Annotated in this window: 15 protein-coding genes; 6 read left to right on the top strand and 9 right to left on the bottom strand. The window is 71.4% G+C overall.

Annotation, left to right across the window (positions count from 1 at the left end):
• Positions 1 to 6 precede the first annotated feature (6 nt).
• The 3 genes from ACGFY9_RS26170 to ACGFY9_RS26160 all read right to left on the bottom strand — a co-directional run bounded on the left by ACGFY9_RS26170 (position 7) and on the right by ACGFY9_RS26160 (position 2920).
• The gene (locus ACGFY9_RS26170; RefSeq protein ID WP_393757960.1) at positions 7 to 1221 is read right to left on the bottom strand and encodes an acetyl-CoA C-acetyltransferase; all 1215 of its coding nucleotides are present in this window, start codon (positions 1219 to 1221) and stop codon (positions 7 to 9) included.
• Positions 1222 to 1245: 24 nt separating this feature from the next.
• Positions 1246 to 2415: a CaiB/BaiF CoA transferase family protein gene (locus ACGFY9_RS26165; RefSeq protein ID WP_393757958.1), complete on the bottom strand. Its 1170-nt coding sequence runs from the start codon at positions 2413 to 2415 to the stop codon at positions 1246 to 1248.
• A gap of 106 nt (positions 2416 to 2521) precedes the next feature.
• Positions 2522 to 2920 (bottom strand): MmcQ/YjbR family DNA-binding protein, encoded by a 399-nt coding sequence (locus ACGFY9_RS26160; RefSeq protein ID WP_393757956.1) that lies wholly within the window; start codon positions 2918 to 2920, stop codon positions 2522 to 2524.
• Between the two features lie 91 nt (positions 2921 to 3011).
• Here ACGFY9_RS26160 and ACGFY9_RS26155 point away from each other — a divergent pair, with 91 nt between their 5' ends.
• Positions 3012 to 4190 (top strand): saccharopine dehydrogenase family protein, encoded by a 1179-nt coding sequence (locus ACGFY9_RS26155; RefSeq protein WP_393757955.1) that lies wholly within the window; start codon positions 3012 to 3014, stop codon positions 4188 to 4190.
• Between the two features lie 486 nt (positions 4191 to 4676).
• Here ACGFY9_RS26155 and mmpA read toward each other — a convergent pair whose 3' ends face one another.
• From mmpA to ACGFY9_RS26140, 3 genes are all read right to left on the bottom strand, one after another.
• Complete coding sequence (gene mmpA / locus ACGFY9_RS26150) at positions 4677 to 4814, bottom strand: morphogenic membrane protein MmpA (RefSeq protein WP_393757953.1); 138 nt, start codon at positions 4812 to 4814, stop codon at positions 4677 to 4679.
• Between the two features lie 88 nt (positions 4815 to 4902).
• Positions 4903 to 5592: an endonuclease V gene (locus ACGFY9_RS26145; protein WP_393757951.1), complete on the bottom strand. Its 690-nt coding sequence runs from the start codon at positions 5590 to 5592 to the stop codon at positions 4903 to 4905.
• Between the two features lie 78 nt (positions 5593 to 5670).
• A complete protein-coding gene (locus ACGFY9_RS26140) occupies positions 5671 to 6765 on the bottom strand; it encodes a WD40/YVTN/BNR-like repeat-containing protein (RefSeq protein ID WP_393757949.1) in 1095 nt (364 codons plus the stop codon).
• Positions 6766 to 7005: 240 nt separating this feature from the next.
• On the opposite strand from ACGFY9_RS26140, the gene ACGFY9_RS26135 reads away from it, so the two are divergent.
• Positions 7006 to 7422: an SsgA family sporulation/cell division regulator gene (locus ACGFY9_RS26135; RefSeq protein ID WP_393757947.1), complete on the top strand. Its 417-nt coding sequence runs from the start codon at positions 7006 to 7008 to the stop codon at positions 7420 to 7422.
• Position 7423: 1 nt separating this feature from the next.
• Here ACGFY9_RS26135 and ACGFY9_RS26130 read toward each other — a convergent pair whose 3' ends face one another.
• Entirely contained in the window at positions 7424 to 8257 is an 834-nt protein-coding gene (locus ACGFY9_RS26130; RefSeq protein WP_393757945.1) for an isocitrate lyase/phosphoenolpyruvate mutase family protein, read from the bottom strand.
• A gap of 340 nt (positions 8258 to 8597) precedes the next feature.
• Here ACGFY9_RS26130 and ACGFY9_RS26125 point away from each other — a divergent pair, with 340 nt between their 5' ends.
• The 3 genes from ACGFY9_RS26125 (at position 8598) to ACGFY9_RS26115 (ending at position 12341) form a co-directional block, all read left to right on the top strand.
• A complete protein-coding gene (locus ACGFY9_RS26125; RefSeq protein WP_393758002.1) occupies positions 8598 to 10217 on the top strand; it encodes an ABC-F family ATP-binding cassette domain-containing protein in 1620 nt (539 codons plus the stop codon).
• A 157-nt stretch (positions 10218 to 10374) separates the two neighbouring features.
• A complete protein-coding gene (gene ddaH / locus ACGFY9_RS26120; RefSeq protein WP_393757943.1) occupies positions 10375 to 11151 on the top strand; it encodes a dimethylargininase in 777 nt (258 codons plus the stop codon).
• Positions 11152 to 11366: 215 nt separating this feature from the next.
• A complete protein-coding gene (locus ACGFY9_RS26115) occupies positions 11367 to 12341 on the top strand; it encodes an acyl-ACP desaturase (protein WP_393757941.1) in 975 nt (324 codons plus the stop codon).
• Between the two features lie 107 nt (positions 12342 to 12448).
• Here ACGFY9_RS26115 and ACGFY9_RS26110 read toward each other — a convergent pair whose 3' ends face one another.
• On the bottom strand, positions 12449 to 12715 hold the full coding sequence (locus ACGFY9_RS26110; protein ID WP_393757939.1) for a WhiB family transcriptional regulator: 267 nt from the start codon (positions 12713 to 12715) through the stop codon (positions 12449 to 12451).
• Between the two features lie 273 nt (positions 12716 to 12988).
• Between ACGFY9_RS26110 and ACGFY9_RS26105 the strand changes: the two genes are divergently transcribed.
• Positions 12989 to 13780 (top strand): VOC family protein, encoded by a 792-nt coding sequence (locus ACGFY9_RS26105; protein ID WP_393757937.1) that lies wholly within the window; start codon positions 12989 to 12991, stop codon positions 13778 to 13780.
• Between the two features lie 50 nt (positions 13781 to 13830).
• On the opposite strand, the gene ACGFY9_RS26100 is transcribed toward ACGFY9_RS26105, so the two are convergent.
• Positions 13831 to 14877 carry a LacI family DNA-binding transcriptional regulator gene (locus ACGFY9_RS26100; protein ID WP_393757935.1) on the bottom strand — a complete coding sequence of 349 codons (1047 nt, stop codon included), beginning with the start codon at positions 14875 to 14877 and terminating at the stop codon, positions 13831 to 13833.
• Positions 14878 to 15001: the final 124 nt, after the last annotated feature.

The raw sequence follows: 15001 nt of genomic DNA, 5'->3' as shown, positions 1-15001 counted from the left end.
GGGTGTTCAGACGCGTTCGACGATCGTGGCGATGCCCATGCCGCCGCCGACGCACAGCGTGGCGAGGCCGTAGCGCTTGTCCTGGCGCTCCAGTTCGTCGACGAGCGTGCCGAGGATGATCGCGCCCGTCGCGCCGAGCGGGTGGCCGAGCGCGATGGCGCCGCCGTTGACGTTGACCTTGTCCAGGGACAGGCCCATGTCCCGCACGAAGCGCAGGACGACCGCGGCGAAGGCCTCGTTGATCTCGACGAGGTCGATGTCGTCGATGGTCAGCCCGGCCCGGGCGAGCGCCTTGCGGGTGGCGGGCGCGGGCCCGGTGAGCATGATGGTCGGCTCGGAGCCGGAGACGGCCGCGGAGACGATCCGCGCGCGCGGGGTGAGGCCGTAGCGCTCGCCGACCTCCTTCGAGCCGATGGCGACGAGGGACGCGCCGTCGACGATGCCGGAGGAGTTGCCCGCGTGGTGGACGTGGTCGATCTTCTCGACCCAGTGGTACTTCTGCAGGGCCACGGCGTCGAAGCCGCCGAGTTCCCCGATGTCCGCGAAGGACGGCTTCAGCCGGGCGAGCGAGTCGGCGTTGGTGCCGGGGCGCAGGTGCTCGTCGTGGTCGAGGACGACGAGGCCGCTGCGGTCGCGGACCGGGACGACGGACCGCTCGAAGCGGCCCTCCTTCCAGGCGGTGGCCGCCCGCTCCTGCGAGAGCGCCGCGTACTCGTCCACGTCGCGCCGCGAGAATCCCTCGATCGTGGCGATCAGGTCGGCGCCGATGCCCTGGGGCACGAAGTTGACGGCGAGGTTCGTCATCGGGTCGTTGAACCAGGCGCCGCCGTCCGAGGCCATCGGCACCCGGGACATCGACTCGACACCACCGGCGAGGACGAGGTCCTCCCAGCCCGAACGCACCTTGGCGGCGGCCATGTTGACGGCTTCGAGGCCCGAGGCACAGAAGCGGTTCTCCTGTACGCCGGCCACCGTGTCCGGCAATCCGGCGGCCACGGCGGCGATCCGGGCGATGTCGGAACCCTGGTCGCCGACCGGGCCGACGACGCCGAGCACGATGTCATCGATCGCGGCCGGGTCCAGGTCCGGGAAGCGGTCACGGAGTTCGTGGATGAGTCCGACGACCAGGTCGATGGGCTTCGTGCCGTGCAGGGATCCATTCGCCTTGCCGCGCCCGCGCGGGGTGCGGATCGCGTCGTAGACATACGCTTCGGTGCTCACTGCCAAGCCTTTCACTGAGGGTGTTCAAAGACTCGCCGAGGGGTTTCCTCGCTGAGGGTCGTCAACAACGTCGAGAAGTCCGGGGAGTTCCCAGTCCCGGGCCACCTCGGACGTGTCCGCGCCGGGCCGGGCGGGCCCGCCGCGCACCGAGGTGGGCGTCGCGGAGAACCGGGGTGCGGGGGCCGGCTGGGAGATCCCGCCGTGCTCGGTGAAGGTGCCGCGCGCGGCGAGATGCGGATGGTGCGGGGCCTCGCGCAGCGACAGCACGGGCGCCACGCACGCGTCCGTGCCCGCGAAGACGGCGGTCCACTCGTCGCGCGTACGGCTGCGGAAGCGGGCCGCGACCGCCTCGCGCAGTTCGCCCCAACGGGTCCAGTCCCGGCGGGCGTCGGCGAAGTCACCGAGCCCGAGCAGGTGCACGAACTCGTCGTAGAACCGCGGCTCCAGGGCGCCCACCGCCATGAACTTGCCGTCGGCGGTCTCGTAGGTGCCGTAGTACGGGCAGCCGCCGTCGAGGAGGTTGGCGGCGCGGCGGTCCTGCCAGCTGCCGGCCGCGAGCATGCCGTGGATCATCGCGGAGAGGTGGGCGGTGCCGTCGACGATGGCCGCGTCGACGACCTGGCCGGTGCCGGTCACGCGCGCGTGGTGCAGGGCCGCGAGGACGCCGACGACGAGGTAGAGCGCGCCGCCCGCGTAGTCGCCGAGCAGGTTGGCCGGGGCGGGCGGGGGCTCCCCGGGGCTGCCGATCATGCCGAGGGTGCCGGTGAGCGCGATGTACGCGATGTCGTGCCCGGCCCGCTCGGCGAGGGGGCCGTCCTGGCCCCAGCCGGTCATCCGGCCGTAGACGAGCCGGGGGTTGCGGGCGTGGCAGGGCCCGGGGCCCACGCCGAGGCGCTCGGTGACGCCCGGGCGGTTGCCCTCGATCAGGATGTCGGCGCGTTCGACCAGGTCGAGCACGCGCGCGGGGCCGTCGGACGCCTTCAGGTCGACGAGGACCGAGCGCTTGTTGCGGTTGGTGATGTCGTACGCGGGGTCGACGGCGAGCACGGAGCCGCCGGGCCGGTCGACGCGGACGACGTCGGCGCCGAGGTCGGCGAGGAGCATGGCCGCGAAGGGGCCGGGGCCGATGCCGGCCAGCTCGACCACGCGCACGCCGGAGAGCGGGCCGTGCCCGGGCGTCGTTGCCGCTGTCATCCAGCCCCCAGCTGTGACACAACTGATGTAACACCAGTGATGATAAGAACGTGTTCCACTCAACACAAGGCCTGGGCGAGCAAGCGCTTAGCCAAGTTGCCCGCCGTTAGCCATCGCTGGCTCCGCCCTCCGCGTCCAGCTCGGCTATCAGGCGCTTCGGGGCGATCGCGCGGTAGCTCTCCTCCACCCAGTCGCACAGCAGCTCGGCGGCCGGAGCGCCCTGCTCGGCGAGCGGGACGCGCACCCAGCCGGCCTTGCCGAGGCCGTAGCCGGCGGGTTCGGCGCCGGGTGCGGTGAGCGCGTGGGCGTGGGCCGCCTCGTCGGTGAGCTTGACCGTCATGCCCGGTGGATAGCTGCCGTCGTCGACACCGAGGAAGACGAACACCTTCTTGTTGACCTTCGCGACCGTCTCACCCCAGGGGAATTCCTCAACGGCACCCGGCAGCCCGAGGGCGAACTCGCGCACTTTCGCCCGCTTCTTCAGGGCGTTGTCGGTCACGGCCACCTGATACCTCCGGGCTCGTCGTCGGGCACCGCACTCTTCACGCTAGCCTCAGCCACCGACAGCGGCGCGGGCTGCGGGACCCAGGAGTGTCATGAGCAGGCTGAACAGGACGGACCGTCCCTACGACATCGTGCTCTTCGGAGCCACGGGCTTCGTCGGCGTGCTCACCGCGGAGTATCTCGCCGCGCACGCGCCCGAGGGCCTGCGCTGGGCGATCGCCGGCCGGGACGAGCTCAAACTGAAGCGCCTGCGCGAGCGGCTCCCCGGCGGCACGTCGGTCGGCGTCCTGCGGGCCGACGTCTCCGACCCGGCCTCCCTGCGCGAACTCGCCGAGCACGCGCGTGTGGTGGCCACGACCGTCGGCCCCTACGTCACCTACGGCGAGGACCTCGTCGCCGCCTGCGCGGAGGCCGGCACGGACTATCTCGACCTCAGCGGGGAGCCGGAATTCGTCGACCTGACGTACGTCCGCCACGACGCACGCGCGCGTGAGACCGGCGCACGGCTGGTGCACTGCGCCGGTTTCGACTCGATCCCGCACGACCTCGGGGCGTACTTCACGGTTCAGCAGCTGCCGGAGGGGGTGCCCCTGACGGTGGACGGTTTCGTGACCGCCGACGCGATGTTCTCCGGAGGCACGTTCGCCACGGCGCTGACCCAACTCGGGCGCGGCAGGCAGGTGTTGGCCGCCGCTCGGGAGCGGCGCCGCCACGAACCGCGCCTTGTGGGCCGCCGGGCCGACGCGCCCCTAGGGGCACCGCGGTTCGCCGGGGAGGTCGGCTCCTGGGCGGTGCCGCTGCCGACCATCGACCCGCAGGTCGTCCAACGATCCGCGCGGGCCCTGGAACGCTACGGCCCCGACTTCCGCTACCGCCACTACGCGGCCGTACGGCACCTCCCCGTGGCGCTCGGCGGTGTCACGGCGGTCGGCGCACTGGCCACGGCCGCCCAACTCCCGCCCGCCCGGCGCTGGTTGTCCGACCGTCTCAAGCCCGGCGACGGACCGAGCCCGGAGAAGCGCGCGAAGAGCTGGTTCTCCGTGAAGTTCGTCGGCGAGGGCGGCGGCCGCCGGGTCTTCACGGAGGTCGCCGGTGGCGACCCCGGCTACGACGAGACGGCGAAGATGTTCGCCGAGTCGGCCCTCTCCCTGGCCCTCGACGAACTCCCGCCCACAGCAGGTCAGGTGACGACGGCGGTGGCCATGGGCGACGCCCTCATCGAACGGCTGCGCAGCGCGGGCATCACGTTCCGGGTGGCGGCGAGCAGGTGAGCATGTCGGACCTCCGTGCCACGATGGACGGCATGGAGACCCCGAACACCGAGTGGATCACCGTCGCGGCCTACGAGAACCTGCCCGGCCGCCCCGCGCCGCAGTCGGCCACGCGCGCTTGACTGCGTGAGCGCGGCATCGGCTGGATGCCGTTCGCCCACCGGGAGTTGCGCTGGAATCTCGCCTGCGGCATCGGGCCCGACGGCCACCGGCCCGGCTGGTGGCATGCCACCGCGGAACGCCGGGCCGTGAACCGGCCGCGCTGATACGGGAGTTCAGGGCACCCCCAGGTATGGGCTAAGATGGATCTTGAGCCGGTCGCCGGAACATCCGGAGTCTGGTCGCGCGTCGGTGGTCCAAGGAAAGACGCCCCGCTTCCTGCGGGGAAATGCAGGTGCAAGGCCTGCCCGGCGCTCAAGTCCGAGCCCCACACCGCTACTTGCGGGGTGGGGCTCGCGCCTTTCCCGCACCGGTGCGGCCCTGACCTCACGGCCACAGCGTGTAGATCATCCCGCCGATCCAGGCGAGGCCCGCCGCCACGGACAGGACGAGCGCCATCATCACGGCGCGCTCGACGGGCTGGCTCGGGTGGGCAACGGGCTTCGGGGAACGGTGGGTTGTCATGCGGGACAGCCTGCCGATCACGCGGACGCGGTCGCATCCGTACAGATACTCAGATCAGGTACTCAGTACGCGACGCGCCCCCAGCCGCCTACGCGGTCGCCTCCCGCAGCGCCCGACGGCACAGCGCGTCCGCCCTGCGCGTCGTCTCCGGGAGGCGGTACTCCGGGGTCAACGCGAGGGTGTGGGCGCACGCGTTGTCCAGGGTCACCCGGTGGCCCACGGAGACGAACACCGGCTTCACGCCGTCCCTGGTGCGCAGGGCGCGGCCGACCTCGTCGGCGTCCGCGCGGAGCGGCGACGAGGAGCCGCGCGGGGTGCCCGGACCGTCGTACGTGAAGGTGAAGGGGTTCTTGGCGACGCCGATCGTGGGCAGGCCGGTGAGGACGCCGAGATGGCTCGCGAGGCCGAAGCGGCGGGGGTGGGCGAGGCCGTAGCCGTCGCACACGACCAGGCCCGGCGGGCAGGGCAGCGCCTCCAACGCGGCCAGCACCGTGGGGATCTCACGGAAGGCCAACAGCCCCGGCACGTACGGGAAGGAGACCCGGCCGACGGCCGTGGCCTCGGCGACGACGGTGAGGTCCGCCGCGTCCAGGACGACCGCGGCGGCCACCACCACGTCCCGCTCGTCGTCGTAGGCGACATCAACTCCCGTGACATGCCCGGTCCTTGGCGGCGGTCCCGGTTCGTCGGTCACCACCCGCTCCCGCAACTCGTCCTGGACTGCGCGGGCTTGCTCCTCGGTCGCGGGCCAGCCCGCGGGAATGTCTACGGTCGTCATGGTGGTGCCGAGCGTACGGGGATCATAGGGACGCGAAGAAACGGCAGGGCCGTGACGGCGGCCCCCGCCCCGGCCTCCTCAGTCCTCCAGCCGCGCCACGCGTCCCTTCTCCCCCGCCGCCCAGCAGCCCAGGTCCGCCGCGCAGTCGACCGTGTCGTACGAGCCGGTGTCCACCGTCTTCCAGGTGCGGCCGGCGTCGGTCGTGAGGTCCGTGCCCGTGGGGCCGACCGCGAGAGCCGTGCCGCGGCTTCGGGGCAGCCAAGTGACACCGGAGCGGTAGGCGGGAGGCGGGATCGTGGCGGAGCGCCAGGTGCGGCCGCCATCGCCGGTGACCGCCGCCGCGAGCGGTGACGGCTGGTCCGCCGTGTAGTTGCCGCCGACCGCGAGGCCATGCGTACGGTCGCGGAAGGCGAGCGCGAACACCCCGCGCGCGGGGTCACCGGCCGGGATCGGCGTGTCGGTCGCCGTCCAGGTGAGGCCCCGGTCCGCAGAGTGCAGGACACGCGCGCGTGCACCCCCGCCGGTGGCCAGCCAGACGTCCCTCGGCCCGGAACTCACCAGGCACTGGCCGCTCGCCGCGAAGCCCGCCTCGCCGTCGAGCGCGGCCGGCATCCCGGCGTTGGACAGCACCTTCCAGGAGCGGCCGCCGTCACCGGTCGACAGGATGCGGAACCTGCCGTCCACCGGGTCGCTCATCGCGAGGCCGTGCCGGCTGTCGAAGAAGGTCATGCAGTCGTAGAAGGCGCTCGCGTCGGTGTTGCGGAAGGACTCCGTCCAGGTCGCCCCGGCGTCGTCCGTGCGGTAGACCCGGGACGCCTCCCCCTCGCCGATCGCCAGGACCACCGCGCGCCGCGCGTCGAACGCCTCGATGTCCCGGAACTGCAGGTCCGCGGTGCCGGGCGGCGAGACGTTCCGCCAGCTCGCCCCGCCGTCGGTCGTCCGCAGCACCGTGCCCGCGGTCCCGGCCACCCAGGCGGTGTTCCGGCTGACGGCCGACAGCCCCCGGAACCGCACATCGGCGGCCCCGCTGTCCTTGAGCTCCCAGTGCGGAGCCCGGTGCGCCGTGTCCCGCGCCTGCGCCGGTACGGCGGTCAACGCGGCCAGCGCCGCCCCGCACGCCATGGCCACGGCCACGTTCCGGTACGTACGTCCCACCCGTCGCGTCTTCCCCATGCGCCTCATGGCGGGCGAAGCTAGCCCACTCCCCGGGGGCCGTCCAGATGCCCGCGCCCGCCTTGGGGGCATATGGGCGGCGGTGACAGAGGTCACTCGAAATTCATGTGCACGGATCGGCCCGTTCCGGCGTCTCTTCCAGTGCGGACCCATCCACTCGGGGGTCCGTTCCGGGTTCTTTTCAGGAGACCGTCCGGCCTTCACCGCAGCAGTACCGCCGTCACACAAGGGAGCAAGGCGTTGTCCATCCTCATCGAGCAGCCCGTAGAGGCCCGCCTCGTCGCCGCCGCACCGCGGATGCCGAGCATTCCCGCCACCCTGCACTACGACCGGCGGGACCCGTTCGCCGTCCGGATGACCTTCCCGGCTCCGGCCACCCTGGAGGGCGTCGAGGTCTGCTGGACCTTCGCCCGGGAACTCCTCGCGGCCGGCCTGCACGGCGCCGAGGGCCATGGCGACGTCCGGGTGCGGCCCTACGGCTTCGACCGCACCGTCCTGGAGTTCCACGCCCCCGAGGGCACCGCCGTCGTGCACGTCCACTCGTCCGAGATACGGCGCTTCCTGCAGGCCACCGGCGAGCTGGTGCCCGCCGGTCTCGAACACCTCCAGCTCGACCTGGACCACGACCTCGCCGAGCTGATGCGGGACGCCTGCTGAGTCAATTCCCCCGTGCCAGCAGGGAGTTGAGCTCGCCGTAGCCGAGCCCTCCCGTCTGCGCGCCGTAGGTACCCGTGTCCAGCAGCTCCCGCGCGGCACGGCGCACCACGGCGTACGCGGCCAGCGCGATGCCGGAGCCCGCGCTCACGCGGGCGACGCCCAGCGCGGCCAGTTCGGCGACCGGCGGTGCGCCGGGGCCGACAAGCACATTGAGCGGTGCGTCGATCCCCTCGGCGAGTTCCTTGACCGTTCCCGGCTCGACGGCCCCGGGGACGAAGATCCCGTCGGCGCCCGCGGCCCGGAACGCGGCGGCCCGCTCCAGCGTCGCGTCCACTCCCCCGACGCCCCGCAGAAACGTGTCGATGCGCGCGTTGACGAACAACGGCACACCCTCCGCGTCGGCGGCCTCACGGGCTGCGGCAATACGCTCGGCCTGCTCGGCGACCGGCCGCAGGACGCCCTCACCGCCGTAGAGCGCGTCCTCGATGTTCACCCCCACCGCGCCCGCCGCGAGCACCGCGCGGACCGTGTCGGCGACTCCCGCCGCGTCCTTCGCGAAGCCGCTCTCGATGTCGGCGCTCACCGGTACGGCGACCGTCGCGGTGATGCGGGCGACCGCCTCCAGGGCCCGCTCCCGGTCCAGCCGGTCGCCGTCCGCCGCGCCGAGGGCCCAGGCGAGGCCCGCGCTGGTGGTCGCCACGGCGGACGCGCCCGCGTCCTCGACGATGCGGGCGCTCGCGGCGTCCCAGGCGTTCGGGAGGATCAGCGGACTCCCCGGCACATGCAGCGCGCGGAAGGCCAGAGCCCGGTCGCGGAGGGTGTTCTGGTTCGTCATACGCCCCACTCAAGCAGTCGCGGGCGCGCCCTGGCTGGCAGGAATCCGACATCGGCGTGCGGGTCGCGGGCTCCCGTTTAATGCGTTGACAGCCCCCCGAGGCCGTTCGTAGCGTTGCCCCTGCTTCTGTTGCCGTCGATCGGAGTAGGACGTTGCTCGTCTGAGGTTCTGGGACACCGCGTCACACACCTCTGAGGTGTGTCCGCCGTGTACGACCTCGGCGTCGAGCCGTCCTCCGGAACAGGGCCTTATCCCCTCTGCCCCCTGGGACCAGTCTCCCGCCTCGCGGTGTCTCGATACGCGTCTGCCCATGACCGCATCAAGCATCCGCGAGGCCCTCATGCATACCTCCGTCACCTGTACGTCCCTCTCCTTCGCGTGGTCCGACGGGACCTCCGTCTTCGAGGACCTGGACGCCGCCTTCGGACCCGGCAGAACCGGACTCGTCGGCGTCAACGGATCAGGAAAATCAACCCTGTTGAAGCTGATCGCCGGTCACCTCGCCCCGGCCGACGGCACCCTGCGGGTCGCGGGCGAGGTCGGCTACCTCCCGCAGAACGTCACGCTCGACACCGCCCTGCGCGTCGACGAGACGCTCGGCATCGCCGCTCAACGCGCGGCCCTGCACGCCATCGAGGCCGGTGACGCGGCCGAGGAGCACTTCGAGACACTCGGCGACGACTGGGACGTTGAAGAGCGCGCGCTCGCCACGCTCGGCGAACTCGGCCTCGGACACATCGACTTGGACCGCACCATCGGCGAGGTCTCGGGCGGCGAGTCCGTACTCCTGCGGCTGGCCGCGCTGTTGCTCGGCCGGCCGGACGTCCTGCTCCTCGACGAGCCGACGAACAACCTCGACCTGTACGCACGCAGGCGGCTGTACTCGGCCGTCGCATCCTGGCCGGGAGTGATGATCGTGGTCAGCCACGACCGTGAACTCCTCGACCTCGTCGACCAGATCGCCGATCTGCGTTCCGGCGGGATCACCTGGTACGGCGGCAACTACTCCGCCTACGAGGAGGCCCTCACCACCGAACAGGACGCCGCGACACGGATGGTGCGCGTCGCCGAGGCGGACTTCCGCAAGCAGAAGCGCGAACTGTCCGACGCCCAGGTCAAGTTGGCCCGGCGCAAGAAGTACGGACAGAAGATGTTCGAGCAGAAGCGCGAGCCGAAGATCGTCATGGGTGCGCGCAGGCGGTCCGCGCAGGAGTCCGCCGGCAAGCACCGCATCCTGCACGAGGAGCGGCTCGCCGAGGCGAAGGAACGGCTCGACGAGGCGGTGGAGGCCGTAAGGGACGACGACGAGATCCGCGTCGACCTGCCGTACACGGCCGTACCGCCGGGCCGTCAGGTCCTGACCCTCATGGACCTGGAACTCGCGTACGGCGCGCGGGTGGGCGGCCTCGATCTGCGCGGGCCGGAGCGCATCGCGCTGATCGGCCGCAACGGCGCGGGCAAGACGACGCTGCTGCGCACGATCGCCGGGCAGCTGGAGCCGGTGTCGGGCGAGGCGGCGGTGCATGTCCCGCTGCGTTTCCTGCCGCAGCGGCTCGACGTCCTCGACGGCGAGCTGACCGTGGCGGAGAACGTGGCGCGGTTCGCACCGGGCGCCACCAACAACCGGGTCCGGGCGCGGCTGGCCCGGTTCCTGTTCCGGGGTGCCCGCGCCGACCAGCAGGCGGCGACCCTGTCCGGCGGTGAACGCTTCCGGGCGGCGCTGGCCGCGCTGATGCTGGCGGAGCCCGCGCCGCAGCTGCTGATGCTGGACGAGCCGACGAACAATCTCGACATGGCGAGCGTGCGGCAGCTGACCTCGGCGCTGGAGTCGTACGAAGGGGCGTTGATCGTGGCCAGTCACGACGTGCCGTTCCTCGAATCGGTCGGCATCACGCGCTGGCTGCTGCTGGACGGGGAGCTGCGGACGATCACGCCGGAGGAGGTGGAACGCCCGGCATAGCGCCGCTGCGGTACCCGGTCCGGGCCCTCCGGGCGCGTATCAGGAGGGCCACAGCCTCACGTGAGGGGTTTTGTCGGCACGGACGGGTGACGCATGATGGCCAACCGGTGCCCCGACAACGGCGCCGAAACGATCCCGCCGATACGGAGTCCCGCTCGTGCCCAGCAAGAAGGCCCTCGTCCGCCGCCCCAGCCCGCGCCTGGCCGAAGGGCTGGTCACGCACATCGAGCGGGAGAAGGTCGATGTCGAGCAGGCTGTCGAGCAGTGGGAGGCGTACGCGCACGCGCTGCGGGTGCACGGCTGGGAGACGATCGAGGTGGATCCGGCCGACGACTGCCCCGACTCCGTGTTCGTCGAGGACGCGGTGGTCATGTACAAGAACGTCGCGCTGATCGCCCGGCCCGGCGCCGAGTCCCGGCGCGAGGAGACAGGCGGGGTCGAGGAGGCGGTGGCCCGGCTCGGCTGCTCGGTGAACTGGGTCTGGGAGCCGGGCACCCTGGAGGGCGGTGACGTGCTCAAGGTCGACGACACGATCTACGTCGGCCGGGGCGGCCGGACGAACGGGGCCGGCATCCAGCAGTTGCGGGCCGTGTTCGAGCCGCTCGGGGCGCGGGTGGTCACCGTGCCCGTGAGCAAGGTGCTGCATCTGAAGTCGGCGGTCACCGCACTGCCCGACGGGACGGTGCTCGGGCACATCCCGAAGGTGGACCGGCCCTCGCTGTTCCCGCGCTTCCTGTCGGTGCCCGAGGAGGCCGGCGCGCATGTGGTGCTGCTCGGCGGCGACAAGCTGCTGATGGCGGCGAGCGCGCCCAAGACGGCCGACCTGCTCAGCGATCTCGGCCACGAGCCGGTCGTGGTGGACATCAGCGAGTTCGAGAAACTCGAAGGATGTGTGACGTGCCTCTCGGTCCGGCTCCGGGATCTGTACGCCTGAACGGGTGACACGACCGCCCGTTCGGCGCCGGGACCTGCGGTCCCGCGGCGGTGCGGGATTCCCCGGCGACACGGCCTGAACAGCGATCTTTACAGCGTCCTTAACCTACGGTCTCGTAACCTACGGTTTCGTAGCCTACGATTCCGTAAGTTGCACAGACCCCGGCACCGCTCGCCGGTTTGTTCAGTTTTGTACGACGTCCCCCTGGAGTCCCCGTGACGATCACTTCCCCGCACCTCGGCAGCCCCGCAGTCTGGACCGACGCCAAGCTGCTGTACGCGTTGGAGGAAGTCGTCGAGACGGAGCTCAACCGGCACCTCAAGGTCACCAAGGACTGGATGCCGCACGAGTACGTGCCCTGGAGCGACGCCCGGAACTTCCCCGGCTTCTTCGAGGACGGCGAGGCCTGGGGCAAGGAGCAGTCCAAGGTCACCGAGATCGGCCGCATCGCCCTCGTCGTGAACCTCCTTACCGAGGACAACCTCCCCAGCTACCACCACGAGATCGCCTCCCTCTTCGGCCGTGACGGCGCCTGGGGCACCTGGGTGCACCGCTGGACGGCGGAGGAGGGCCGGCACGGCATCGTCATGCGGGACTACCTGCTCGCCTCCCGCGCGGTCGACCCGGACAAGCTCGAAGCGTTCCGCATGCAGCACATGAGCGAGGGCTTCGAGTCGGACAACCGGCACTCGATGCTGCACTCCGTGGCGTACGTCGCCTTCCAGGAGCTGGCCACGCGCGTGTCGCACCGCAACACCGGCCACCAGTCGGGCGACCCGGTCTGCGACCGCATGCTGGCCCGCATCGCGACCGACGAGAACCTCCACATGGTCTTCTACCGCAACCTCCTGAAGGCCGCGTTCGAGCTCGCCCCCGACCTCACCATGCAGGCCGTGCGCGACGTCCTCGTCAACTTCCGGATGCCCGGTCACGGCATGCCCGGCTTCGAGCGGTTCGCCGCGCAGATGGCCATCGGCGAGGTCTACAACCTGCGCATCCACCACGACGACGTCATCCAGCCTGTGCTGCGCTTCCTGAAGGTCATGGACATCGACGGTCTCGGCCCCGAGGGCCGGCAGGCACAGGAGGAGATCGGCCTCTACATGGGCGGCCTGGACTCCGAGGCCTCCAAGTTCGACGAGAAGCTGGCGACCCGCAAGGCCCGCATGGCGGCGCGCGCGAACGCCTGACGGGCCTCACGTCCGTACACGAGCGTCCGTACGCGAGTGAGGAGTTCGGGGCTGTCGGCCGTACCAGGCCGCCGGCCCCGTTCTGCTGTCGCCTACCGGATCACCGGTCAGCTGTCATCAGTCAACGGTCCGCGTGAGGTGCGCCGGATCTCCAGGCGTTCCTTCTCCGACAGACCGCCCCACACGCCGAAGCGTTCGTCGTTGTCGAGGGCGTACTCCAGGCAGGCGGAACGGATCGGGCACATGCCGCAGATCCGCTTCGCTTCCCTCACGGAGCTGCCGGGTTCGGGGAAGAAGAAGTCCGCCCCGGTCTGCGCGCACAACGCCTCCTGCTGCCAGTCCAGGTCGGGCGAGGTGATCGTGTCGATGTGCATGGCCAGGATCGTGCCGCGCGGCGAAAAACGTTCGATCAACGCGGGATCAACGCCGCGCTCCGAGGCCTCCGGCCACCCCGATGGTGGCGCCGCGCCCGCACCGGCGCACGGCGGCGCGCGGAAACGGTAGGAAAACACGGAGAACTTCAGCGGTCACCGAGGGTAATCAACGCCATATCCGGGAACCGCTTCCGCGCCCCGGCAGCGATTGTCAGTGGGCGGTGCAAGACTTCGCAGTGCAGAGAACGGGACCCTTCAATGAGGAGGGCAATGATGCTCACCACCCGTTTCGTCAACGGCGCTCCCAACTGGCTGGACGTCGGCTCGCCCGACATCGACAGCGCCATCTCCTTCTACGGCGGTCTCTTCGGCTGGCGGTTCCAGTCGGCGGGACCCGAGGCCGGCGGCTACGGCTTCTTCCAGCTCGACGGCAGGACAGTCGCCGGCGGCATGCCACTGCAGCCGGAGCACGACTCGTCCGCCTGGACCGTGTACTTCCAGAGCCCGGACGCGGAGGCCACGGCCAAGGCGGTGGAGCAGGCGCACGGCGCGGTCCTGTTCCAGCCGATGGACGTGCTGGGCCAGGGTCACATGGCGATCCTCAGGGACCCCGCGGGCGCCGCGTTCGGCATCTGGCAGCCGGGCCGGATGAAGGGTGTTGACGTCGCGGGCGACCCCGGTTCGCTGACCTGGGTCGAGCTGTACACGCCGGATGTCGCCGCGGCGGCGGCGTTCTATGACGCCTCGCTCGGTCTGGAGACCTCCGCCGCCCCCATGCCGGGTGGCGACTACACCTGCCTCAACCCGTCCGGTGCCGGTGAGGACGCGATGTTCGGCGGTGTCGTCCCGCTCGACTTCGACCCGAACGGCGCGGCCTCGGGGGCGTACTGGCTGGCGTACTTCGAGGTGGCCGACGTGGACGCCACGGTGGCCAAGGCGCTGGAGACGGGCGGCAAGGTCACCATGCCGGCCACCAGCATGGAGGGCGTCGGCCGCATGGCCCAGCTCACCGACCCGCACGGCGCCCGCTTCGCGATCATCAAGAGCGAACCGCCGCAGAGCTGACGGCGCCCCGGGCCGGCGGGCCAGTCCTACGCGGACGGGCACGGCACCGCTCACGCGGAGGCGCGGTGGACCAGTGTGGTCGGCAGGATCACGCTGGACGGCGCGCCTCCGACGCCGTCCCGCACGCCCCGGCGGTCGAGGCCGCGCAGCAGCAGGCGGGCCATCAACCGGCCCATCTCCTCTATGTCCTGACGGACCGTCGTGAGCGGCGGGTCGGTCTGCTCGGCGACCGGAAGCATGTCGTCGAAGCCGATCACCGCCACGTCCTCGGGCACCCGCAGCCCCTCCTCGCGCAGCACCTTCAGGGCGCCGTAGGCGGTGAGGTCGTTGGCGGCGAACACGGCGTCCACGTCGGGGCAGTTGTCGAGGAGTTCCCGCATCGCGCGCTCACCGCCGCCCGGGGTGAAGTCGCTCTCGACGATCAGTCGCGGATCCACGTCGACCATGACGTCCCGGAACCCGTCGAGCCGGTCCACCGCTGAGGTCTGGTCGAGCGCACCGGTGATGTGCGCGATCCGGGTGCGGCCGAGCCCGACGAGATGCCGTACGGCCTCGCGGGCGCCGCCCCGGTTGTCGCAGTCGACGTAGACCGTGGGTCCGGAGGCGCGTGTCCCCTCGCTCCAGCAGGGCCGGCCGCCGAACACCGTCGGGACACCGGCCCGTTGGATCAGCCCGGGCAGCGGGTCGTCGAGGTGCAGGGAGAAGACGAGCGCGCCGTCCACATGGCCGCCGGCGAGATAGCGGCCGACGCGGGCGTGGTCGTCGCGGCCTTCCGTGAGGAGCAGCACGAGTTGGGAGTCGTGGGCGGTCAACTCCTTGCTGATACCCCGGAGTTGCATGGCGAAGAACGGGTCGGCGAAGACACGGGTCTCGGGTTCGGCGATCACCACGGCGATGGCGTCGTGCCGCTTCGTCACCAGGCTCCGGGCCGCCTGATTGGGGACGTACCCGAGTTCGTCCACGGCCTGCCGGACCCGCTCGACGAGCGATTCCCGCACCCCGTCCCCGCCGTTGACCACCCGGGAAACGGTGGCCCGGGACACCCCCGCCCGCGCGGCCACGGCCTCCAGCGTGGGACGCGGTGCTGTCTCGGTCACGTCTGGACCCCTCCTCGATGATGCGGATCAGGATAGCCGCGGCGGAACCGGACGGTGAGAGCGCTCCCACCGCGGAGTGCGCCCTCGTCGGCCTCGGCCGACCCCACCACACACGCCGACAGAC

The organism is Streptomyces sp. NPDC048504 (genome assembly GCF_043200035.1).
In the GTDB taxonomy this organism is placed as follows: Bacteria; Actinomycetota; Actinomycetes; order Streptomycetales; family Streptomycetaceae; genus Streptomyces.
Note: the sequence above shows the minus strand (reverse complement) of the source record. Positions and strands in the feature narration are given on the sequence as shown.